The organism is Halobellus sp. Atlit-38R (assembly GCF_003665925.1).
Taxonomy (GTDB): Archaea; Halobacteriota; Halobacteria; order Halobacteriales; family Haloferacaceae; genus Haloquadratum; species Haloquadratum inordinatus.
The window spans coordinates 336,481-357,323 of sequence record NZ_QXIJ01000003.1 but is presented as its reverse complement, the minus strand read 5'-3'; the positions used below and the strand labels follow the sequence as shown (position 1 = coordinate 357,323).

The window sequence follows — 20,843 nt, the reverse complement described above, 5'->3', positions numbered from 1 at the left end:
GGTCGGAACGATTCCGTTACGCCAAGAAGACGTGTCGCGGCCGGTCAGCGAGGATGTCGCGACCCCACTGGACCGTCTCGCTGAACTCGTCGGAGCGGAAGAACGCCATCGCGTCCTCGCGGGCGTCCCACTGGCTGGAGATGAACATATCGTTCTCGTCTTCGACGTTCACCATCAGGTCGGTATCCTGGTGGCCCTCCATCTCTTCGAGGAGCTCTCCGACGGTGTCGAACGTGTCGACGAAGTCTTCCTGATGCTCGGGCTTGACCGTGTAGAACATCCCCATCGTTCCGAAGCCGGACTCCTCGCCGGCGCGGGAGACGATCTCGGGGAGTTCCGAGAGGAAGCCCGCGGCCGTCTCGGCAGCAGATTGGGTGTCCCAGATGCTCACGACGGCGCTGCGGTCGCGCCCGCGGGCCTCGTAGACCGCAGTCTTGACGTGCGTGCCGTAGTGCTCGAAGTTCCCCCGCAGGCCCTCGACCTCGTCGAACAGTTCGTCGGTGTCGGCCTCGGAGTAGAGCACCGTCGCGTAGACGTCTTCGCCGTGCGGCTGACCGGCGTAGATGTCCAGATCGGCGAGCTCCTCGCGGATGTCGCCGTCGTCGCTCTCGGAGTCGGTCGCGTGAGCGCCGCCGTGGTGGCCGTCGCCGCCTTCGTCGCCGTGTCCGTGCCCGTCACCGTGGGCAGATTCGCCGTGGCCGTGTCCGTGACCTTCGCCGTGAGCGTGTCCGTGGCCGCCCTCGCCGTGGGCGTGCCCCTCGTCTTCGTGTTCGCTCGTCGGGACGGCCGCGCCGTCGAGATACGCGCCGAGGTCTGCGGGCGGGAAGCGGCGGCCGACGTAGAACTGGCCGAATTCCCCGTACTTCGAGGAGACTTCGTCGAAGCGCATATCGTAGACGATGTCTTTGATGTCGGTCGGATCACCGGCAAAGAGAGTGACGCCCCACTCGTAGTCGTCGAAGCCGACCGAGGAGGCGATGACCTGCTTGATCTTGCCGGCGTACTCCTTGCCGGTCTCGGCGTGGGTCGCCATCATCTCCGCTCGGTCCTCCATCGAGAGGTCGTACCAGTTGTGCTCCTCGCCGCGTCGCTTCGACATCGGGTAGAACGCGACGTACTCGTCGTCGGGGATCTCCGGCGTCAGTTTGTCTTCCATATACGTCCGGATTCCCTGGTCGACGGACTCTGGGTCCTCGAAGTACTCGGGTGCGGTGTACCCCGAAATTTCGACGACAGAGACGTAGGAGGTCGGCTGCTCTGTGAACTCCGCGAGCGCGGTCTGTTCGAACTGACGCTCCGCCCGCGAGAGGTCGTCGAGCGTGGGCCGGAAGTGGACGACGAGCAGGTCGGCCTTGTGTCCGAGGACGGAGAAGACGGCCGACGCCCCCTCGTCGGCGTCGATGTCGGCGACGTCCTCGTGACGGTCGAGGTACGCCGTCCCCTCCTCGACTGCGCGCTCGCGCTCGCGCTCGGGCGCGTCGCGCCACGCGTCCCAGTCGATGGTGCGGAAGTCGTGCAGCACGAACCAGCCCTCGTCTGTCGGTGGGGCCTCTGGCATACGCCGGGGTTAGCACGCCACCCGTATGGGCGTTGCGAGTCGTTCTCGGCCGACGGGAATCGATCTGCGGCGTGGCCGGGAGGCCGCAGCCGAAATTTGCCTTACCCACCGAGGACGGTCGGACCGAACACGAGCAGCAACAGCGACGCCAACATCGTCAGTCCGATGCCGGTCGTGATGGTTGTCACGACCCGGTCACGATCCGAAATGGGCAACCGCGAGACGACCGCCTCGACGCTCGCTCGGAGGATCCGCCCGCCGTCGAGCGGGTAGCCGGGGATGCAGTTGAACAGCCCGAGCTGGAGGTTGATCCACGCCATCCAGAAGGCGACGTTCGCGAGGAGGAACACGCCCGTCCCGAGGAAGGCGAGCGGTCCGGTGATGGCGTAGAAGTTGAACACGGCTCCGGTGAAGCCGGGGAAGTTCGGGATTCCGAGCACGAGTGACGCGAGGGGGAGCACGAGCGCGACGTAGACGGTCGCCAGTGGCGAGTCCGCGACGGGGCCGGTGAGCCCGGTCGCGTCGGGACCGCCGTCGCCGCCGAGGAGTTCGACGTACGTCCCTGCCGGGTACGACTGCACGCCGAAGTCAGTTATCAGCAGCCCGCTCGTTCCCGGGAAGATGTTGACACCGAGGAAGCCGGTTCCGTCCCGGGGGTTCTCGCCGAGCGTCACCTCGTAGGTCTCGACCGTCCCGTCGTGATAGAGTTCGACGGCGACCGTCTGCCCCGGCTCGGTCGCGTCGAGTGCGCGGGTGAGTTCCGTCGAGGAGACGACGCGTTCGCCGTCGATCGCCATCACGATCACGCCCGGATCGGTCGGCGCGCCGGACTGTGCGAGCGGTCCGTCCTGAGCGACTCGCGTGAGGTACGCGCCGACCGGGATCGTGACCGTTCCGCGGTCGGTCGTGAGCTCTGCGAAGCGACTCTCACCGACGGCTTCGGCGAAGCCCGTCCGCGTGTAGACCGCCGAGCCGTTCACCTGGGTGACGGCGATCGGTTCGCCCTCGATACTGAGATTCGCCGGGTTTCCAGCCACTGACCCCGCGACGACGAGCGACCGCTGGACGTCGACGGTTCGCACCTCCCGATCAGCCGCGCTCTCGCCGCCGTCGAGTTCGACTGTCACTGTTCGCTGGTCGGTGCCGAGCAGAGCACTATCGAGTGAGCTCTCGTTGCTCACGGGGACGTCACCGACGGCAGTGATCCGATCGCCCTGTGCGATCCCCGCGGTCGACGCGGGCGAGCCGTCGTAGGCGCCCTGGACGGCCATTCCCGGCGCGACGCCGATGCTTCCGATGATCGGTCCGAAGAGGAGGACGAACGCGACGAACGTGACGAAGAAGTTGTTCGTCACCCCCGCGGCGAACATCCGGGTCCGGCCGCCGCGGCTGGCGTTTCGCTGGCTCTCCTCGTCGGGTTCGACGAACGCCCCCAGCGGGATGATCGTGAAGAGGAAGACGCCCATCGACTCGATGTCGATGTCCTCGACGCGACAGAGGATGCCGTGGCCTCCCTCGTGCACCACGAGGCCGACCAGCAGGCCGAAGACGATCTCGGGGGCGACAGAGAGCGGCAGGAAGTCGTTGACGCCGGGGATCACGAGGAAGTTCTGTGGCTGATTCACCGAGGACGGCGGCGGCGGGTTGCGCGCGATCGCGATCCCCTGCACGAGCAGGAAGAAGAACATCCCCGCCATCACGACGAGGGTCGCGCCGACGCCGAGGTTGGTCCACGCGCGCCAGAACCGCTTCGGGGTCGCGATCCAGTCGATGAAGTCCCGGCCGCGTTTCGTGTGGACGGTCGTGAACGGTCCCTGGATTCGAACGGAGGAGGGCAAGAGTCCGCGCTGCGAGAGGAAAAGCGCGGCTGCCGAGTACGCGGCGAGCCCGACGAGCACCCACAGAAGCGTGTTCATCGTCGGAACGCAAGGGTCGCGCGCAGAAAGATGTTCCCTCTCTACCTTTTTACTGCGTCGGGTGCGTCTTCGGTGCTCCCGCCTCGCAAAACGCTGGTGCAAAAACTACCGCGAGACTCGCGGTCCGATTGCTGGTGCTCGCTGCTCCGGTCTTGCCCGTGCGAACCCCTTTTGCCGATGCCGCGCAATCCACGGTAAATGTTCGACAGCCGCTCTTATGAGGTCCGCCAGAAGATCGCCATCGGAAACAAGTACCGGGTCTACGAGGACGACACGCCGATCCTCGAATCTGCCCAGAAGAAGTTCCGGCTCAAGGAGGACTTTCGCTTCACCGATCCCGAAACGGGTGCCGAGCGCTTTCGGGTCAAAGCCAGCAGCATCCTCGACATCGCAGCCGCCTACGACATCGTCGACTCCCAGTCGGGCGAGCGCGTCGGCGCGGTCAAACGCGAGGCGATCTCGTTTTTCAAACACGAGTACTCGCTGCTCGCCCCCGACGGCACCGTCGTCGCGAGTATCCGCGAGGACAACGTCCCGCTGGCGATCGCTCGCCGTCTCCTCACGACGCTCATTCCGTTCTCCTACGAGGTCGTCACGCCGGACGGACGCGTCGTCGGCGAGGCCCGCGAGCACTTCTCGCTCCGCGATACGTACTCGATCGAACTCCACGGCGACGAGGTCGACCCCCGTCTGCTCGTGATCGGGATGGTCGTGGTCGACGCGATCGAGGAGAATTAACACCCACCTTTTTTCACCGGGGCCTCGCGCCGCCTCCGGCGGCGCTCGACCCCGGCGAAAAAAGCTGGACCAAAAAACCCGCTCGGCTCGCTGCGCTCGCCTCGCGGTTCGATCGCTCGTCTCCGCACCGCACTGCACCGCACCGCACCGCTCCGCTACGACTCGCGCCGCAACCGTGCGACGACGAACTCGGTGTCGAGTTCGCCGAGGAACTCCCCGAGACGCGGCCCCTGCGGCTGATCGAAGAACAGCAGATAGCCCGCCTCGAAGAAGTCGCCGACCTCGATGTCGTGCCGGCGCGCCGTCTCGTACATCTCCCCTTGGATCTCCTCGCCGTCGTGCCCCGCCGCGACGAACTCCGCGAGCTCGTCGAGTGCGGCCGCGACCGCGTCGTCGACGTCGACCTCCGGGAGGTCTTCCTGGATCCGGTAGTTGTACTCGTTGTCCAGGCGCTCGGCCCACGTCCGGGCTCTGTCGACGCGCTCGAGTGCCTCCTCGATCGCCCACTCGGGCGTGTCGTCGTCGACGTACCCCTCGTTGCGGGCCATCTCGATCCGGAGGTCGCGGTCGTCGGTCATCCCGAGGACGGCCGCGAACGTGTAGGGGAGCCGCACGCGGTCCTCGCGCACCTCGTCGACGACGAAGGGGTACGCGCGCTCGGCGAACGCGGTCAGCGTCTCGTCGTCGACGTCGCCGAAGTACGCCCGCTCGAAGCGGTCGAAGTCGTCGACGAGTTGGTCCAGTCGGGAGATGTCGAGGTCCCGGGCCTTCCGGGGATTGAGCGCGAAGAAGTACCGGAGCACCTCGGGCTCGAGGAGGTCGAGCATCTCCGGGACGGTCACGATGTTGCCCTGCGAGGAGGACAGCGCCTCGCCGTTGAGCGTGAACCACTCGTAGACCATCGGCACGGGCGGCTCGATGCCGAGGACGTTGCGGGCGATGTCCTCGCCGGACGGCCACGATCCCTCGGCGTGGTCCTTGCCGAACGGCTCGAAGTCGACGCCGAGCACCTGCCACTGTCCGGGCCACTCGAAGCGCCAGGGGAGCTTCCCCTCGCGGAACGTCGCCGTGCCCTCGTGGCCGCAGCCTTCGATGGTCTCGTCGCCGACGGTCATATCGGTGCAGACGTAGTCGACAGTGCCGGCCTCGAGGTCTATCGACGTGACCCTCTCGGTGATCTTCCCGCACTCCTCGCAGATGGGGTTGAACGGTACGTAGTCGGCGTCGACCTTCGACTGGTACTCCGAGAGCACCTCCCGCGCCGTGTCGGCGTGTTCGAGCACGTGCTCGACGACCTCGTCGAAGGTGCCGTCTTCGTAGAGGCCGGTGTTCGAGAGCATCTCGACCGGCACGCCGAGGCGGTCGGCGTCGGCTTTCAGGAGCGCCGCGAAGTGGGCGGCGTAGGACTCCGACTCCCCGAACGGGTCCGGGATGTCCGTGTACGGCCGCCCGAGGTTCCGGCCGAGGGCGCCGGCGTCGACGTCGCCGAGACCGACGATGTTCCCGTCCGTGTCGGCGAGCTTTCGGGGCAGTTTCCGGAGCGGGTCGCGGTCGTCGCTGGTGAACACCTGTCGGACCTCGTGGCCGCGCTCGCGGAGCACCGCGGCGACGAAGTACCCGCGCATAATCTCGTTGAAGTTCCCGAGGTGGGCGACGCCGGAGGGCGAGACACCGCCTTTGATCACGATCGGATCCTCGGGACCGCGTGCCTCGATCTCGTCTGCGACCTCGTCGGCCCAGAAAGCGCGCTTCGGTTCCGCACTGGCGTCGTCTGCGTCTTGCGTCTCTCTGTCTTCGCTCATCGGTTATCGCTGCGTCCAGTAGCTCGGTTCGTCCTCGACGCCCGTCGGGACGATGTCGGTGCCGGTGTGCTCGCCGCGGAGGACGGCGTCCTCGATCCGACTGGGGTCGGTTCCGTCGAGCACGATCGTCCGCATCTCCGCGCGCTCGATGAGCTTCGCGGCCAGCAGATCGACCGGGGCCGACGCGCCGGCGTCGCGACTCATCGGGGCGATCACGTCGACCAGGTCCCCACCGGTCAACTGTTCGTACTTCTCGGCGTCGTCGTCGGCGCTCGGGTCGGCGCTGTAGACCCCGTCGACGCTGGTCGCGTAGACGAGCAGGTCGGCCCCGACGTACTCGGCGAGGGCCGCCGCGACAGCGTCGGTCGTCTGCCCGGGCATCACGCCGCCCATCACCGAGACGTCGCCGCGCCGGATCGCGTCGCCGGCGTCCTCGTAGTCGTGGGCGACTTTCGGGTCGACGCTGGGACCGAGTGCGGCGATGAGCAATCGGGCGTTGATTCGGGTCACGTCGATGCCGATCTGGTCCAACTGGACCTCGTTGGCTCCCAGCTCGCGGGCCGCGCCGATGTAATCGCGCGCGACGCCGCCGCCGCCGACGACGGCGCCGATCTCACAGCCTTCCTCCGCGAGTGTCTCGACGACCGCTGCGTGGCCCTCGACGCGCCTGGCGTCGAGGTCCGGAGCGAGCACGCTCCCACCGATGGAGACGACGACTCTCATTGCACCGACGTTGCCGCGAACCGGGCTTAAGGGTTGTCAACCGCGTACGCGGGGCCGCAGCGCCACGAGCGAGTGATGCCAGCTATGATCGCCCCACCACGTGCAGCACCGTAGCCGACAGGATAAAGCCGCTTCCCGCCCCGAATTCGGAGTATGCAGGTACTCGGAGTCGTTGGACCCGGCGCGCTCGCTCTCTGTGAACGCGTTGCACCGCACCTGGACGGCCGCGTCGCCCTCGTCGAGCAGCAGCCAGGCGAATTCGGGCAGTCACAGGCGGACGTGTCGGTCCGTTCGAGCTTTCAAGGGCGCCCGGACGGGACGGATGCGGCGTACGAAATCAGTGGCGACGGCGTCTGGGCCGCAGCGGGCGAGGGACGGAGCCTCGAAGACGTGCTCGACGATCTGGCGCCACAGTACGACCACGCTCTCCTCACGGGTGCTCCCGACACGAAGTTCCCGACTGTTGCGCTCGGTGGCGAGGAGGCTGAAAACGTCGCTATCGAAGCCAAAACCGTCGACGACGTCGACGTCGAGGCTGTCCTCGACGCGCTCGCGGACGCCGAACCCCACGTGACGCTGGACACGCTGGTCGAACAGGTGAAGGCGTCGCCGCGGGCCGGCCGTGCGGGGGCTATCGCGACGTTCACGGGCCGGGTCCGCGCCAAGGACGACGAGGACGACCCGGAAACGCTCCGACTCACCTTCGAGAAGTACGAGGGCGTCGCCGAAGAGCGGATGCGGACGATCGAGTCGGAGCTGATGGAGCGCGAGGGCGTCGAGGAGGTCGTCCTCTTCCACCGGACAGGGGCGCTCGCAACAGGCGAAGATATCGTCTTCGTCGTCGTCCTCGCCGGGCACCGCGAGGAGGCCTTCGAGACAGTTTCCGACGGGATCAACCGTCTCAAAGACGAGGTTCCGATCTTCAAGCGCGAAACGACTGTCGAGGAGGACTTCTGGGTCCACGACCGGCCTTGATACGCTCGCATTACTGACCCATTCGACGCGTCGCGAGCGCGGCTCTTTCGTACTAACCGGATCTTTTTGCCGACGTACACCTCCCATACCGGGGTTAAACAACGGTCTCTGACTACAACTTATTCCAAATACTTTTCCTTGAAATAAATACACAAAACAATTTTTAAAAGGTCTAAAAGATTCTAAATACATTCTGAAACAACCGTCTGACGACGATTTACCGGTGAATCGAGCCGAATTCCCACCAACGTTCCTCGCTTTATATACTCCCCCGACGGCAAGGGGTGAGTGAGGTGACACTCAATGAGCGCAACCGCGACACCCTCCACTGACGCCACCGGCGAAGACCTGTCCAAAGAAGAGCGCCTGAAGTCCTTCCTGCTGGACAAGGCGCAGGACGGGGAGATGTACTTCAAATCGAAGTTCATCGCCGACGAAGTCGGTCTCTCTCCCAAGGAGATCGGCGCGCTGATGGTGAAACTCAAAGACTCCGCCTCGGAGCTCACCGTCGAAAAGTGGTCGTACACGAGCGCGACCACGTGGCGTATCGAACCCGCACAGGACGCGGCGTAACCTCGGATCGCGCTCCCACGAGCCCGTCCGACCGCAGGTTCCGTGGTGCCACGCTGTAGACCGCCCGACAAACGTCCCCTATTCTCCCCCATTCGTCGATCACCGAGCAGTCCCGACGCTCCCCTCCGTCGGGGAGTTTATCCGACTGTACGCCATATCACGTCGTGATGGATTCCCCCGATTCGGCGGCGGAGCCGCCGGTCGACGACCTCCAGTCGGTGTTTCATCTCCACGAGACCCGACGCGACGGGGACCGCGTGCTCTTTTACGGCCAGTCGTTGGTCCCCGAGCGGATGCTGGTCCGTGAGGTGTGGGAACCGTTCCGCGAGGCAGGCTACGAGGTACAGGTGTCGACGACGCGGAACAATCGCGAGGACGTCGTCGTCGCACGTCCCGTGACGAACGGGATCGACGGCGTCCCGTGGAAGAACCTCGGGCTCTTCCTCGCGACAGTCGTTTCGACGCTTCTGGTGGGCGCGCTGACGTGGTACTACATCCCGCTCTCGGACGTCCTCGCGAACCCGCTCCTCGTGCTCCGTGCGTGGCCCTTCACGGCGGCCGTCCTCGGAGTGCTCGCGACCCACGAACTGGGCCACTACGCCCTGGGACGGTACCACGGCGTCGACGTGTCGCTCCCGTACGTGATTCCCTTCATTTTCCCCTTCGGGACGCTCGGCGCAGTCATCCGAATGCGCGGGCAGATGCCGGACCGGAAGACGCTGTTCGACATCGGCGTCGCGGGGCCGCTAGCCGGCCTGGCAGCGACGATCGTCGTCACCGCGGTCGGTCTCACACTCCCGCCGATCGAGGTGCCGCCGTGGGCGCTCCAGGGGAGCGGGCAGGTCATCGTGTTCAACAATCCGCCGCTTTTGAACCTCCTCGCGGGGCTCCTCGGCGAACCGACCGAGTACGCCGACCCGACAGTCGCGGTCAACCCCGTAATCATCGGCGGCTGGGTCGGGATGTTCTTCACCGTCCTGAATCTGCTTCCGGTCGGGCAACTCGACGGGGGGCACGTCCTGCGCGCGATGCTCGGTGAGTCCCAAGAGCGCGTCGCAGCGCTCGTTCCTGCCGGCCTGTTCGGACTCGCGGCGTACCTCCACTACGGACTCGGCTACGCGCTGAACGAATCGGTCGGGCTGTGGGCGTTCTGGGGACTGCTCTCGGCCGTGATCGCGTTCAAAGGACCGGCGGATCCGATCGACGACTCGCCGCTCGACACGCCGCGGGTGCTCGTCGGGATCGCCACCTTCGCGCTCGGCGCGCTCTGTTTCCTCCTCGTGCCGATCGAAGTGATGGCAGTCTGATTTCAGCGTGATCTGATCGAGCGAGAACCGCAGGTACGTCGCAGGTCCGGCCCGTTCACCCGTGGGTGTAGCCCTCGTCGGCCAGCAGTTCGCCGTCGACGAGGACCCCGTTCTCGGTGACGTCGCCGACGACCGTGAGGGGTACGGGCGACCCTGCCTTCGCAGCGTCGACGGCTTCGGCCGGCAAGGTACAGACGAGCTCGAAATCCTCGCCCACGGTCGTCGTCATCTCCCATCTATCGGCCGCGTCCGCGGCGTACGCCTCGACCGCGTCGTGGACGGGGACCTCCTCGGAGGAGACCTCGAATCCGACTCCCGAGGCCTCCGCGAGTTGGTGCAGCGAGCGGGCGAGGCCGTCCGAGGAGTCCATCATCGCCGTCACGTGGGGAGCGAGTGCGACGCCGGCCGCGACGCGGGGTGTGAACTGAAACAGCTCGTTCCCGCGTTCAGTGTCGCCGGCGGCGAACGCCCGGAGGGCAGCAGCGGTCCGTCCGAGCGCGCCAGTCACACAGACGACCTCGCCGGGAGCCGCACCGGAGCGCAGTACCGGAGCGTCCGTCTCGCCGAGCGCCGTCGTCGCGACCGTAAACTCGCTCGTGGTGTCGAGGTCGCCGCCGACGTACTCGGCGCCGACGGCCTCACAGACGTCCACCGCACCGTCGAGAAACGCGTCGAGTTCCGCCTCGTCGAGCGTCGGCGCGGCGTAGGCGGCGACCGCGGCGGTCGCGGACGCGCCCATCGCGGCCACGTCCGAGAGCGACGCGCCGATCGCGCGCCAGCCCGCCGTGTAGCGGGTCGTCCCGGCCGGGAAGTCCGTCGACTCGTGGAGCATATCCGTCGTCACGACGAGCCCGTCGACGACGGCGGCGTCGTCGCCAGCGGCCGGGAGCGAAGCCGCGAGCCGCCGGAGCGCCGAACGTTCGTCCATAGGGGGCGTCCGCCCCGGGTGGGCAAAAACCCGACGTCACGCCGTCGGTGGCGAGTGTCCCCGGCATCCACGTCCGTGAACGACTCCCACACCGTCGGGTGTTTCGATGGCTTGATGCCCGGAAGCGCCGACGAGCAACGTATGGCCCGCGAGAACGTTCGAGCCACGATTCTCGGCTTCCTCGCGACCGTGGGCGTTTTCGCACTCCTGTTTTACTTCGCCGGCGTCGACGACCTGCTCGACACGCTGGGGATGGCCGATCTCGGCTACGTCGCGCTGGTCGTTCTCGCCATCTTCGCGTGGCTCGGTGCCTGGAGCCTCGCGCTGAACACCGTCCTCGACGTCCTCGGCGTCGACCTGTCGTACTTCACGTCGTTTCTCGTCTTCGCGGGCGCGACCTTCTCTAACAACGTCACGCCGTTCGGCCAGGCCGGCGGCGAACCCGTGACGGCGTATCTCATCTCGCAGGCGGCCGACGCGGAGTACGAACGGAGCCTCGCCGCCATCGCCAGCGTCGACACGCTCAACTTCGTCCCATCGATCACCATCGCGCTCGTCGGGGCGGGCTACTTCGCCACGGAGGTCGCGCTCGGAGCCAACGAGAACCTCATACTGGCGTTCGCGGCGGTCGTCGTGCTCGCGCTGGCGGTCCCCACGCTCGTCTACGTCGGCTGGAAGCGTCGCTACCGCCTCGAATCCCGCGTCGTCGACGCGCTGACGCCGGTCATCCGGTCGATCGCGGACTGGATCCCGCGCGTTCCCGTGCCGACGCCCGAGGGGATCGAACGCCGCATCAACGGCTTCTTCCGGGCGATCGAGCGCGTCGCCTCCAACCCTCGCGGACTCGCGCTGGCGCTCGGTGCATCGGCGACTGGCTGGCTCTGTCAGATGGTCGCGCTCTGGCTGGCGTTCGGCGCGATCGGCGTCGACGTCCGCCTCTCGATCGCGCTCATCGTCGTCCCGATCGCGGCGATCGCGGGCGTCACGCCGCTACCCGGCGGTGCTGGCGGCATCGAGACCGTGCTCGTGGTGCTGCTGCTCGCCGCGCCGCTTCCGCAGGTGACCGAACCGATCGCGGTCGCGGCCGTCGTCATCTTCCGCGGGGCCGTCTACTGGATCCCGACCGTGCTCGGCGGCGTCGTCGTGGCCTGGATCGGGAGTGGAATCGGCATCGGGGCCGATAGCTGATACTGTCGGACGCCACCGTTTCGAGATATTCTGCGACCCGGAACGACGAACGATTCCACGGACTCGTGTCCGACAGTCTGCGGGCTCACAGCAGTGAGGTTCCGTCTCACGGGCTGTAGCCCCGATACGATGGCTTTAAACGACGCCGTCGGGAATTGACCCTTATGGTAAGTGTCTACGACGTTCCGGCCGACGCCCTCATCGAGGACGTCGCCGACCGCCTCTCGGATCGAATCGAGGAGCCCGACTGGATCGAGTACGCCAAGACCGGCCAGACCCGCGAGCTCCCGCCCCAGCAGGACGACTTCTGGTACGTCCGCGCCGCGTCGCTCCTCCGCAAGGTCGCCAAAGAGGGTCCGATCGGCGTCGACCGCCTCGCGACGGAGTACGGCGGCCGCAAGCGCGGCTCGAACCGTTACCGCGTCTCCGGTAACAGCTCCGGCAACGGCAGCAAGAAGATCATCCGGAAGATCCTCCAGCAGCTCGAAGACGAGGACCTCGTCGAGACCGCGAAGGGCCAGGGTCGCCGCATCACCAGCGAGGGTCAGAGCTTCCTCGACAACGCCGCCTCGGACGTGCTCGAAGAACTCGACCGCCCGGAACTCGAACGCTACGCGTAATTTCGCTCACGACCGTCGAGGCCGAACGACGTAACCGTTTTTAGCGCTGCGACGGAATCGTAAGGCGATGAGTGGAAACCCCGACGACGACCGACTGGAGGAACTGCGCGAAAAGAAGATGCAGGAGCTCCGCGACCAGGCTGAGGGTCAGCAGGGCGGGCAGGCCAACGAGGCCGCACAGGACGCCGCACGCGAACGGGCCGAGGCCCAGCAGGAGGCGATGCTGAAGCAGTACCTCACCGACGGGGCGCGGCAGCGGCTGAACGCCGTCGAGATGTCGAAACCCGACTTCGCCGAGTCGGTGAAGAAACAGATCGTCGCGCTCGCACAGAGCGGCCGCATTCAGGATCGCATCGACGAGGACCAGATGCGAGACCTGCTCCGGGAACTCCAGCCCGAATCGAAGAGCTTCGACATCCGCCGGCGGTAGCGGACTCGTGGACCTCGCGCTCCTCTACAGCGGCGGGAAAGACTCCACGCTCGCTGCACTGTTTCTCGATTCCTTTTACGACGTGACGCTCGTCACCGGCTGCTTCGGCATCTCCGACGACTGGGAACACGCCGAAGCCGCTGCCGACCGGCTCGGCTATCCCTTCGAGGTGGTCGACCTAGACCGTGCAGTCGCCGAGGAAGCGACGGCGCAGATGCTCGAGGACGGCTATCCGCGGCACGGCATCCAGCAGGTGCACGAGCACGCCCTCGAACGGGTCGCCGAACTCGACGTCGACGCCGTCGCCGACGGGACACGTCGCGACGACCGCGTGCCGACGATCTCGCGGGCGCAGGCACAGAGCCTCGAAGACCGGCACGGGATCGACTACCTCTCGCCGCTCTCCGGGCTGGGACGGCGCGCTATCGATCGCGTCGTCGACGAGACGCTGGCCGTCGAGACGGGCCCGTCAGAAACGATCCCGAAGGGCGATTACGAAGCCGAACTTCGAGCGCTGATCGCCGCCGAGCACGGCCACTCGGCCGTCGACTCGGTCTTCCCCGAGCACACCCAGTCGTACGTTCGCGGACTCCGTGAAGACGGGTAGCCCGGAACGCTCCCGGTCGGAATCCGAACACATTTCTCCCGATGACGGCCACGTCGAGACGTGTTCTCGCTCTCTCCCGGCATCGGCTACTCCCTGGCTGCGGCCCTCGTCTGGGGGACGTACATCTTCGCCCTCAAGCAGTACTTCGAGGAGTATCCCGGCACGGTCCTGACGGTCGGTATCAACGCCGCGGCCCTCGCGTGGTATCTCCCGCTCACGGTTCGCCGCACCGACCCTGCTACTGTGCCCTCGCTCGCGTCGTTCGGTTTGCACGAGGGAGCGATCGTTCTCGGGACGATCCTCGCGACCGCGGCGGCCTTTCTGATCTTCCTGCGGGCGCTTGAGGCGGGTGAGGTCTCCTACGTCGCACCGATCAGCAAGATCGTCCCCGTGTTCGTCCTGCCGATCGAGGTGCTCTTTCTCCAGCAGCGGCTCACACCGCTGCAAGTCACGGGCGTCGTCGTCGCGACGCTTGCGGTGTACGTGGCGAACTACCGCACCGGCTCGCTCTTGGATCCGGTTCGGAAAGCGGCCTCCTCGCGGGCGGCCCAGTTCGGACTCCTGAGTGCAGCCTGTTTCGCCCTCAGCGACGTCGGCAAGCGGGTGGCACTCCAGGAACTCGCCCTGCCGCTGGAACTGTGGGTCCCGACGGTGCTCGGGGGCGTCCTCGTGGCTGTGCTCCCGCTTGCGGTGCGCGAGTGGGTCCCAATCCGCGATGCGCTGCCGAAGTTCCTGCTCGCGGGCGGCGGCGTCGCGCTCGGCGAGCACATCACGTCGCTGGCGCTCTCGACCGTGCCGGCGTCGATCGCCTCACCGATCATCAACACACAGGCGGTCGTCGCGGTGCTTCTCGGCGGTGTTCTCCTCCGGGAGGACGCCTTCCGGACCCGACTCGTCGCGGCCGCGCTCGCCGTGGTCGGCGTCGGCCTCATCGCGGCCTGATGTGACGGCATAGGTCGGCGGCGCCTCCCTGCGCGCCTTCAACAGTTTCAAGCGCGACACCGTCGAAACCCGCGGTATGTACGACCGACTCAAGGGCTTTCGGGACTTCTACCCCGAGGAGATGGCCGCCCGGCGGCAGGTCGTCGACACGCTCGAGGACGCCGCCGCCCGGTACGGTTTCCGCGAGATCTCGACGCCCGCGCTCGAACGCACGCAGATGTACGTCGACAAGAGCGGCGAGGAGATCGTCGAAGAACTGTACGCCTTCGAGGACAAAGGCGGCCGCGAGGTGTCGCTGACGCCGGAGCTGACGCCGACGGTCGCGCGGATGGTCGTCGCCAAGCAACAGGAACTCTCGAAGCCGATCAAGTGGTACTCGACGCGGCCGTTCTGGCGCTTCGAGCAGGTCCAGCAGGGGCGGTTCAGAGAGTTCTACCAGACGAACGTCGACATCTTCGGCTCTTCGGCCCCCGAAGCTGACGCGGAGGTCTTAGCGTTCGCCGCCGACGCGCTCGCCGACCTCGGCCTGACCGGCGAGGACTTCGAGTTCCGCGTCTCCCACCGCGACATCCTCGGCGGCCTCCTCGAGACGTTCGACGCCGACGTCGACACCCGCGCTGCGATCCGCGCGGTCGACAAGCGCGCGAAAGTCGAGGAGACCGAATACCTCGGGCTGCTCTCGGACGCCGGCCTCTCCTACGAACAGGCCGAGGAGTTCGACGACCTGGTCGCGACGGGCGACCTCGACGAGATCGCGGCGTTCGGCGGCGACGACGTCGAAGCCGCCGTCGAGAACCTCCGGAACGTCCTCGCGGCCGCCGAGGACTTCGGCGCGCGGGAGTTCTGTGAGGTGTCGCTGACGACGGCCCGCGGCCTCGATTACTACACGGGCGTCGTCTTCGAGTGCTTCGACTCGACGGGCGAGATTTCCCGATCCGTCTTCGGCGGCGGCCGCTACGACGACCTCATCGAGAGCTTCGGCGGCCAGCCCACCCCGGCGGTCGGCGTCGCGCCCGGGCTCGCCCCGCTCTCGCTGCTCTGTCAGCGCGCCGGCGTCTGGCCCGACGAGGCGCTCGCGACCGACTACTACGTCCTGACCGTCGGCGACACCCGCGAGGTGGCCTCGCGGATCGCCCGCGACCTCCGCGCGGCGGGCAACGTCGTCGAAGTCGACGTCTCGGATCGGAGCTTCGGCGCGCAGATGGGCTACGCCGACGGCATCAACGCCGAGACCGTCGTCATCGTCGGCGAACAGGACCTCGCGAACGGCGAGGTGACGGTGAAAGATATGGGCTCCGGCGAGCAGACGACCGCTCCAGTCGACTCTTTCCCCGGCGACCGCGCGTCGCCGACCTACGACGACCTCGTCTGATACCCACTTCGCGTTTTTTCTCGACTACGCGATCCGCTCACGCGGTGGAATTTTATCTCTCCTGGCGCGTCTATGTGGTATGTACGACACGATCCTCGTCCCCGTCGACGGGAGTGCACCGAGCGACGCGGCGGCCGACCGTGCGATCACGATGGCACGGGACACCGAGGCGACGCTCTCCGTCCTCTCGGTCGTCGACGTCCCGCGCCTCTCGGCTGCCGGACTCGACACCGAGGCGTTGCTCGACGGATACGAAGCGGAGGCCGAACGCCACGCTGCAGCCGTCGCCGACCGTGCCCGCGAGGCCGGCGTCGACGTCGAGACCGCTGTCCGCCGCGATTCGCCGTACCAGGCGATCCTCGACCAGATCGACGCCGTCGACGCGGACCTCGTCGTGATGGGAAGCCACGGCCGTCACGGCCTCCAACGCTACCTCCTCGGGAGTACGACCGAGCGCGTGCTCAGACTCGCGACGATCCCCGTCTTAGTGCTTCGCGGCGACGATAGCAGCTATCACGCCCCCGATGCCGCCGACCGCGATGCCGCCGATCACGACGTCGAAACTCCCGCGGACGATGCCGACGCGGCGAACGAGTTCGACACCGCAGATGAGTGAGCGCGGGGAGCGCGTGCGTGCGTTCCGAGTCGCCTACGACGGTCGTCCGTTCCACGGGTTCCAGCGACAGCCCTCGGTCCCGACGGTGGAGGACGCCATCTTCGACGCGCTCGACTCTCTGGACGTCTTCGATCGAACCGCGCAGGACAAGCCGACAAACTACGCGGCGGCCGGCCGCACGGACGCCGGTGTTTCGGCGCTGGCGCAGACCGTCGCGTTCGAGTGTCCCGCGTGGTGTACGCCGCGAGCGCTGAATAGCGCGCTACCGGCCGGCGTCCGAGCGTGGGCGGCGGCGGACGCATCCGCGGACTTTCACGCGACGCACGACGCCGCCCGCCGCGAGTACGTCTACGACCTCTACGCCCCCGACCTCGACGACGAACGCGCGACGGCTGCTGCGGCGGAACTCGACGGCGAGCACGACTTCCACAATCTCACGCTCGACGATCGGGGGACCGTCCGCGACGTCTCTATCCACGTCGAACGCGACGGCGAGTTCCTGGTGCTTCGCGTCGGCGCCGGCGGCTTCCCGCGCGAACTCGTCCGCCGGCTGGCGTCGGTCGTCCGGAGCGTCGCCGCAGGGACTCGGAGCCTCGAGGACGTGCGACGACTCCTCGGCCCCGACCCGCTCGACGGTCCCGAGGGAGTCCCGTCGGCGCCCCCCGAACCGCTGCTGCTCGCGGCCGTCGACTACCCCGCGCTCGACTTCGAACGCGACCCGCAGGCCGCGGCGAGCGCAGCCGACGTGTTCGCGGCGCGCCGACGTGACGGTCTCGCTCGCGCCCGCGTCGCCGGTCGCATCGCCGACAGCATCGACGGCAGGAGCGGCAACAGGGTCGCCGGGCGCACCGACGGCAGCCTCGACGGTGGCCGCGACGGCCCGAGATAGCTGATAGCTCTGCCACTCTTGCCGTCTCGATAGCGCTCGGGAGTCGAAATGAGCACTCATAGCAACTGTTTGAAGACTCCGGTTCGGACGGTACGTATGGCGTACGACGCGGTCCTCTTCGACAACGACGGCGTGCTGACCCGTCCGACCCCGACAGCCGTGCACCGGGCAGCAGTCCGAGCGGCGTTCGCCGAGTTCGACGTCGACCCCACGACGGAGGCCGTCGACGCCGTCATCCACGGCGGCCTCTCGCGTATCCGCGCGGTGTGTTCGCTCTTCGACCTCGATCACGAGACGTTCTGGCCGCGGCACGAAGCCAACGCCGCGGCCGCCCAGCGAGCGGCTATCGAGCGGGGCGAAAAGACGCTGTACGCGGACGTCGACGCCCTCTACGACGTCGACCGGACGCTCGGCGTCGTCAGCAACAACCAACACGAAACGATCGAGACCATCGTCGACTACTGGCAACTCCACGAACTGTTCACGCTCGCGACGGGACGCGAGCCGTCTGTCGAAGGGTTCCGCCGCCGGAAGCCCTCGGCGCACTACCTCGAATCGGCGATCGAGGAAATCGGCGGTGAGAGTGTCCTCTACGTCGGCGACAGCAACGTCGACATCGTGGCTGCGAACCGCGCGGGCGTCGATTCGGCGTTCGTCCGCCGCCCGCACCGCACGGAGTACGAACTCGTCGCCGACCCCACCTACGAAGTCGAATCGCTCGATGCTATCGCCGCCCTCTGTTGATACTGTCGGACGGAACTCTTCGCCCTCTCCGATACGCCGACGGTCCCGATCTGCGCTGGGTGGCCCGTCGTGTCGAAGTGGCTGGCCGAAAATTTCCAGGTATAATATGTTAGTCCCTAAATATTATTTTGATTCAATACAAACCTCCGATCGATGCCGAATTGCGAGAACTGCGGCTCGTTCGTCACCGCGGAGTACGTCCGGGTATTCGCGCCGAACGGAATGGAGCACCCACGCGTCTGTCCGAACTGCGAAGACAAAGTCCGCGACGGAGCCGACGTCCGCGAAGCGCGGGCGACGAGACACTGAGAGGACCGTGGGGACGACGCCGCGATCGCGGCACCGGATTTCACGCGGCTTTTATCGTTCGACGGCCTTTCGACGCTATGAGCCAACTCGAAGACTTCCTCGCCGGTGAGCGCCACGAGGACGTCGCGCTGTTTCTCACCGACGAGTACCTCGACAGCCAAGGAAAGCTTCCGAAGATGGGCGAGACGGTCGATTCGGGCTACGTGCTCGTCGTCCCCGGCGACGACGGCCGGCGCGCGTTCGCCGCCGGAACCGGAATGGACGCGATGGAGTTCGCTCGCGGCGCGATGGACCAGCGCGGGCACATCTCCCGAACCCTCGACGGCGGCGAGTGTCCGGCCGCCGACGGCGACGACGAGGACCACGCGGTCGAGTTCATCTTCGCCTTCTCGGAGGCGCAAAACGAGGACGTGGGCGGCCTCTACGCTCACGGCGACGTCGTCCACGCCTACGCGCACTGCGCGTGCGGCGAGAGTTACTCCGATAAGTGGGTCGTCGGCGAAGAGACCGAGACGGGCGTCCAGCCCGGTGGCGCCGAGCCGGTCGAAGACGTCGAGTAGCGCGCGCTCGGACTGTCGGTTCCGAAACTCCGGTTTTTCCGCAGTTCCGTACTCGCAAATCCGTGAATTGTGGCCCCGTAATCCCGACTCCGCAAATCGCGCCTCGGTTACTCGCTCTCGTCGGTTTCGTCCTCGTCGGCGTCGCTCCCGTCGTCTGCCGTGTCTGCCTCACTCTCCGCTGCGACCTCGTCGGCGACGCGCTCGAACGCCCGGAGGATGACGCGCTTCGTGGTCGCTCCCTGCGTCGTCCAGTGGTGCGCGTAATCGAGCATATCGTCGTAGATGTCGGGCTTGCAGCCGGCGGCGCGCGGGTGTCCTCCGCCGTTCACTTTGCCGGCGACTTCGTGCGCCAACTCGAAGCCCTCCGAACCGCGGATGCTCGCGCTGCCGGCGGGCTTGACGATCACGGCGGCGTCGGAGCCCTGTTCGCGGAGCGCCTCGGCGACCTCGTTCTGCGAGCAGCGACCGTAGGTGACGCCGACCGTCCAGGGGCCGATCTGTTTCATCTCGGCTCTGGAGACGGCGGCCTCGATCAGTTCCTGCTTCTCGACGCGGCGCAGTTCGATGTACTGCTCGACGACCTCGGGGAGGTCGACGCCGAACGTCCCGACGACGGTGACGTACTCCTCGGGACTGACCCAGTAGGCGTAGTCCGCGAGGTCGTCGCTGCGGGGATCCTCCTTCTGCCAGAGGTCGTGATCGCGCGTGACCGCCGCGAGTTCGACCCACTGCTCGTCGAAGTCGTAGTCGAGCGAGCGCAGCGTCACGTCGGTCGAACACTCCTCGTCGGACTCGCCGACGACGAGGTCGACGCCCGCCTCGCGGACCGCAGCCATCGTCTCGTCGTCCCACTGGTGGTGGTCGTACCACGCGACCGACGCCGCGAGGTCGCTCGCGGCGGCGAGTTCGTCTTCGATCCACGCGTACTCGTCGGGGCAGAGGTCACAGACGTAGAGATCGATCCCCTCGGACGCGTACTCGGCGACGTTTTCGAGCGCCTCGTCCAGCGAGTACGGCCCCGCGCCGACCAGGGCGACGGTCGAGCGCGGCGGTTCGTCCGCTTCGTCGTCGGCCTCCGCTTCGTCCTCCTCTGCGGCCGGTACGTCGCGTTCCCAGCGTTCGACGCGCGCTGCGACGTCGGACTCGAACGTCGCCCATTCCAGCGTCGCGTCGTACATCTCGCGAAGCAGGGCGACACAGCCCAGTCCGTCGGCGTCGGTGTCCGCGATCACGACGGCTTCGGCCCCGTCGACGGCCTCGGCGACGCGTTCTTCGGTCCGGTCTTCGTCCAGCGAGTCGGGGTAGAAAAAGCCGGTTCCGGGGAGCTGGGACTTCCGCGGGAGCGAGAGGCTCGCGCTGTCGATGAGTTCGTCGTCCATAGCCCACACCAGGGGTGCCCGGGTGAAAACCGGCGTGGTTCCGGGGCCAGGTGCCTGGATGCGTTTTCCGCCCCTGTGGTTCGCGCTCGTTGGGCCATCCCCAGTGTGCCCGTCAGCCCATCTTCGGCGTGCTACTCAACCCATCTCCGGCGTGCCCGTCAACTCGTCTTCTCCTTCGTCGGCGGCGAGTTGGCGGACGGTGAGGACGGGAATCGGGCACGTCCGAACGACGCGCTCTGCCACCGAGCCGATGAGGAAGCGATTCTCGCCGTGTCGGCCTCGCGTCCCCAGCGCGACGACGTCGGCGTCGACGTTCCGGGCGTACTCGTCGATCACCGACGGCGGGTGGCCCTCCTCGATCGCGGTGACGACGTCGCGGTCGGTCGACTCTCTGACCTCGTCGATCGCTTCCTCGCCCCGCTCGACGAGCGCGTCCTGCATCTCGTCGCGGAGACGCTCGGGGGACGACGCCACGTCGCCCTCGTCGACGACGTACAGGCAGTGTACCTCGGCGTCGAAGCGGTCGGCGAGGTCCAGCGCCACGTCGACGGCCCGTCTGACGCTCTCGGAGCCGTCGGTGGCGATGACGATCGTCTCGAACATAGCCGACGGTTCACGTTCGCTCGGGATAAATCCCGACGGCTCGGCGGTTCGGCGGGTGACTCAC

The 20,843-nt window shown here is 67.0% G+C and carries 22 protein-coding genes; 15 read left to right on the top strand and 7 right to left on the bottom strand.

The features are described from left to right. Window positions 1-16 precede the first annotated feature (16 nt). Together D3D02_RS06425 and D3D02_RS06420 are read right to left on the bottom strand one after the other, a co-directional pair. Window positions 17-1,558, bottom strand: a complete 1,542-nt coding sequence (locus D3D02_RS06425; protein WP_121569143.1) for a heme-binding protein — start codon at window positions 1,556-1,558, stop codon at window positions 17-19. 101 nt (window positions 1,559-1,659) lie between these two features. Next, window positions 1,660-3,474, bottom strand: coding sequence for a site-2 protease family protein (locus D3D02_RS06420; protein WP_121569142.1), 1,815 nt, complete (start codon window positions 3,472-3,474; stop codon window positions 1,660-1,662). Between the two features lie 198 nt (window positions 3,475-3,672). On the opposite strand from D3D02_RS06420, the gene D3D02_RS06415 reads away from it, so the two are divergent. Further along, entirely contained in the window at window positions 3,673-4,212 is a 540-nt protein-coding gene (locus tag D3D02_RS06415) for an LURP-one-related/scramblase family protein (RefSeq protein WP_121569141.1), read from the top strand. Window positions 4,213-4,367: 155 nt separating this feature from the next. Here the strand turns inward: D3D02_RS06415 and lysS are convergent, their stop codons facing one another. Together lysS and pyrH are read right to left on the bottom strand one after the other, a co-directional pair. Next, window positions 4,368-6,014 carry a lysine--tRNA ligase gene (lysS, locus tag D3D02_RS06410; RefSeq protein WP_121569140.1) on the bottom strand — a complete coding sequence of 549 codons (1,647 nt, stop codon included), beginning with the start codon at window positions 6,012-6,014 and terminating at the stop codon, window positions 4,368-4,370. A 3-nt stretch (window positions 6,015-6,017) separates the two neighbouring features. Next, the gene (gene pyrH / locus D3D02_RS06405) at window positions 6,018-6,737 is read right to left on the bottom strand and encodes a UMP kinase (protein ID WP_121569139.1); all 720 of its coding nucleotides are present in this window, start codon (window positions 6,735-6,737) and stop codon (window positions 6,018-6,020) included. A 153-nt stretch (window positions 6,738-6,890) separates the two neighbouring features. Here pyrH and D3D02_RS06400 point away from each other — a divergent pair, with 153 nt between their 5' ends. The 3 genes from D3D02_RS06400 to D3D02_RS06390 all read left to right on the top strand — a co-directional run bounded on the left by D3D02_RS06400 (window position 6,891) and on the right by D3D02_RS06390 (window position 9,592). Beyond that, complete coding sequence (locus D3D02_RS06400) at window positions 6,891-7,712, top strand: molybdopterin synthase (RefSeq protein ID WP_121569138.1); 822 nt, start codon at window positions 6,891-6,893, stop codon at window positions 7,710-7,712. A 303-nt stretch (window positions 7,713-8,015) separates the two neighbouring features. Beyond that, a complete protein-coding gene (locus tag D3D02_RS06395) occupies window positions 8,016-8,285 on the top strand; it encodes a hypothetical protein (protein ID WP_121569137.1) in 270 nt (89 codons plus the stop codon). Window positions 8,286-8,452: 167 nt separating this feature from the next. Continuing rightward, window positions 8,453-9,592 carry a site-2 protease family protein gene (locus D3D02_RS06390; RefSeq protein ID WP_121569136.1) on the top strand — a complete coding sequence of 380 codons (1,140 nt, stop codon included), beginning with the start codon at window positions 8,453-8,455 and terminating at the stop codon, window positions 9,590-9,592. Window positions 9,593-9,647: 55 nt separating this feature from the next. Here the strand turns inward: D3D02_RS06390 and thiL are convergent, their stop codons facing one another. Continuing rightward, window positions 9,648-10,520: a thiamine-phosphate kinase gene (gene thiL, locus D3D02_RS06385; protein ID WP_121569135.1), complete on the bottom strand. Its 873-nt coding sequence runs from the start codon at window positions 10,518-10,520 to the stop codon at window positions 9,648-9,650. 141 nt (window positions 10,521-10,661) lie between these two features. Between thiL and D3D02_RS06380 the strand changes: the two genes are divergently transcribed. The 11 genes from D3D02_RS06380 to D3D02_RS06335 all read left to right on the top strand — a co-directional run bounded on the left by D3D02_RS06380 (window position 10,662) and on the right by D3D02_RS06335 (window position 18,797). After that, window positions 10,662-11,708 (top strand): lysylphosphatidylglycerol synthase transmembrane domain-containing protein, encoded by a 1,047-nt coding sequence (locus D3D02_RS06380; protein ID WP_121569134.1) that lies wholly within the window; start codon window positions 10,662-10,664, stop codon window positions 11,706-11,708. A gap of 164 nt (window positions 11,709-11,872) precedes the next feature. Next, entirely contained in the window at window positions 11,873-12,328 is a 456-nt protein-coding gene (locus D3D02_RS06375) for a 30S ribosomal protein S19e (protein ID WP_121569133.1), read from the top strand. Window positions 12,329-12,395: 67 nt separating this feature from the next. Beyond that, a complete protein-coding gene (locus D3D02_RS06370) occupies window positions 12,396-12,758 on the top strand; it encodes a DNA-binding protein (RefSeq protein WP_121569132.1) in 363 nt (120 codons plus the stop codon). 7 nt (window positions 12,759-12,765) lie between these two features. Further along, window positions 12,766-13,365: an alpha hydrolase gene (locus D3D02_RS06365; RefSeq protein WP_121569131.1), complete on the top strand. Its 600-nt coding sequence runs from the start codon at window positions 12,766-12,768 to the stop codon at window positions 13,363-13,365. A 60-nt stretch (window positions 13,366-13,425) separates the two neighbouring features. Next, entirely contained in the window at window positions 13,426-14,307 is an 882-nt protein-coding gene (locus tag D3D02_RS06360; protein WP_121569130.1) for a DMT family transporter, read from the top strand. A gap of 76 nt (window positions 14,308-14,383) precedes the next feature. Beyond that, window positions 14,384-15,679 (top strand): histidine--tRNA ligase, encoded by a 1,296-nt coding sequence (gene hisS / locus D3D02_RS06355; protein WP_121569129.1) that lies wholly within the window; start codon window positions 14,384-14,386, stop codon window positions 15,677-15,679. A 79-nt stretch (window positions 15,680-15,758) separates the two neighbouring features. After that, entirely contained in the window at window positions 15,759-16,295 is a 537-nt protein-coding gene (locus D3D02_RS06350) for a universal stress protein (RefSeq protein WP_121569128.1), read from the top strand. A gap of 13 nt (window positions 16,296-16,308) precedes the next feature. Next, entirely contained in the window at window positions 16,309-17,184 is an 876-nt protein-coding gene (truA, locus tag D3D02_RS06345; protein WP_121569209.1) for a tRNA pseudouridine(38-40) synthase TruA, read from the top strand. A 96-nt stretch (window positions 17,185-17,280) separates the two neighbouring features. Beyond that, the gene (locus D3D02_RS06340; RefSeq protein WP_121569127.1) at window positions 17,281-17,928 is read left to right on the top strand and encodes an HAD family hydrolase; all 648 of its coding nucleotides are present in this window, start codon (window positions 17,281-17,283) and stop codon (window positions 17,926-17,928) included. A gap of 153 nt (window positions 17,929-18,081) precedes the next feature. Continuing rightward, on the top strand, window positions 18,082-18,237 hold the full coding sequence (locus D3D02_RS20865; RefSeq protein ID WP_199723024.1) for a hypothetical protein: 156 nt from the start codon (window positions 18,082-18,084) through the stop codon (window positions 18,235-18,237). A 77-nt stretch (window positions 18,238-18,314) separates the two neighbouring features. Further along, window positions 18,315-18,797, top strand: coding sequence for a DUF5807 family protein (locus D3D02_RS06335; RefSeq protein ID WP_121569126.1), 483 nt, complete (start codon window positions 18,315-18,317; stop codon window positions 18,795-18,797). A gap of 107 nt (window positions 18,798-18,904) precedes the next feature. Here the strand turns inward: D3D02_RS06335 and D3D02_RS06330 are convergent, their stop codons facing one another. Then, window positions 18,905-20,176 (bottom strand): DHH family phosphoesterase, encoded by a 1,272-nt coding sequence (locus D3D02_RS06330; protein ID WP_121569125.1) that lies wholly within the window; start codon window positions 20,174-20,176, stop codon window positions 18,905-18,907. A gap of 135 nt (window positions 20,177-20,311) precedes the next feature. Then, complete coding sequence (locus D3D02_RS06325) at window positions 20,312-20,779, bottom strand: universal stress protein (protein WP_121569124.1); 468 nt, start codon at window positions 20,777-20,779, stop codon at window positions 20,312-20,314. Window positions 20,780-20,843 lie beyond the last annotated feature (64 nt).

Excerpts from the sequence above, each read along its gene's own strand:
- D3D02_RS06400 (WP_121569138.1), top strand. The coding sequence starts at position 6,891 with ATGCAGGTACTCGGAGTCGTTGGACCCGGCGCGCTCGCTCTCTGTGAA.
- D3D02_RS06340 (WP_121569127.1), top strand. The coding sequence starts at position 17,281 with ATGGCGTACGACGCGGTCCTCTTCGACAACGACGGCGTGCTGACCCGT.
- D3D02_RS06330 (WP_121569125.1), bottom strand. The coding sequence starts at position 20,176 with ATGGACGACGAACTCATCGACAGCGCGAGCCTCTCGCTCCCGCGGAAG.
- D3D02_RS06325 (WP_121569124.1), bottom strand. The coding sequence starts at position 20,779 with ATGTTCGAGACGATCGTCATCGCCACCGACGGCTCCGAGAGCGTCAGA.
- pyrH (WP_121569139.1), bottom strand. The coding sequence starts at position 6,737 with ATGAGAGTCGTCGTCTCCATCGGTGGGAGCGTGCTCGCTCCGGACCTC.
- hisS (WP_121569129.1), top strand. The coding sequence starts at position 14,384 with ATGTACGACCGACTCAAGGGCTTTCGGGACTTCTACCCCGAGGAGATG.
- lysS (WP_121569140.1), bottom strand. The coding sequence starts at position 6,014 with ATGAGCGAAGACAGAGAGACGCAAGACGCAGACGACGCCAGTGCGGAA.
- D3D02_RS06350 (WP_121569128.1), top strand. The coding sequence starts at position 15,759 with ATGTACGACACGATCCTCGTCCCCGTCGACGGGAGTGCACCGAGCGAC.
- D3D02_RS06380 (WP_121569134.1), top strand. The coding sequence starts at position 10,662 with ATGGCCCGCGAGAACGTTCGAGCCACGATTCTCGGCTTCCTCGCGACC.
- D3D02_RS06420 (WP_121569142.1), bottom strand. The coding sequence starts at position 3,474 with ATGAACACGCTTCTGTGGGTGCTCGTCGGGCTCGCCGCGTACTCGGCA.
- D3D02_RS06370 (WP_121569132.1), top strand. The coding sequence starts at position 12,396 with ATGAGTGGAAACCCCGACGACGACCGACTGGAGGAACTGCGCGAAAAG.
- thiL (WP_121569135.1), bottom strand. The coding sequence starts at position 10,520 with ATGGACGAACGTTCGGCGCTCCGGCGGCTCGCGGCTTCGCTCCCGGCC.
- D3D02_RS06335 (WP_121569126.1), top strand. The coding sequence starts at position 18,315 with ATGAGCCAACTCGAAGACTTCCTCGCCGGTGAGCGCCACGAGGACGTC.
- D3D02_RS06375 (WP_121569133.1), top strand. The coding sequence starts at position 11,873 with ATGGTAAGTGTCTACGACGTTCCGGCCGACGCCCTCATCGAGGACGTC.
- D3D02_RS06395 (WP_121569137.1), top strand. The coding sequence starts at position 8,016 with ATGAGCGCAACCGCGACACCCTCCACTGACGCCACCGGCGAAGACCTG.
- D3D02_RS06390 (WP_121569136.1), top strand. The coding sequence starts at position 8,453 with ATGGATTCCCCCGATTCGGCGGCGGAGCCGCCGGTCGACGACCTCCAG.
- D3D02_RS20865 (WP_199723024.1), top strand. The coding sequence starts at position 18,082 with ATGCCGAATTGCGAGAACTGCGGCTCGTTCGTCACCGCGGAGTACGTC.
- D3D02_RS06425 (WP_121569143.1), bottom strand. The coding sequence starts at position 1,558 with ATGCCAGAGGCCCCACCGACAGACGAGGGCTGGTTCGTGCTGCACGAC.
- D3D02_RS06415 (WP_121569141.1), top strand. The coding sequence starts at position 3,673 with ATGTTCGACAGCCGCTCTTATGAGGTCCGCCAGAAGATCGCCATCGGA.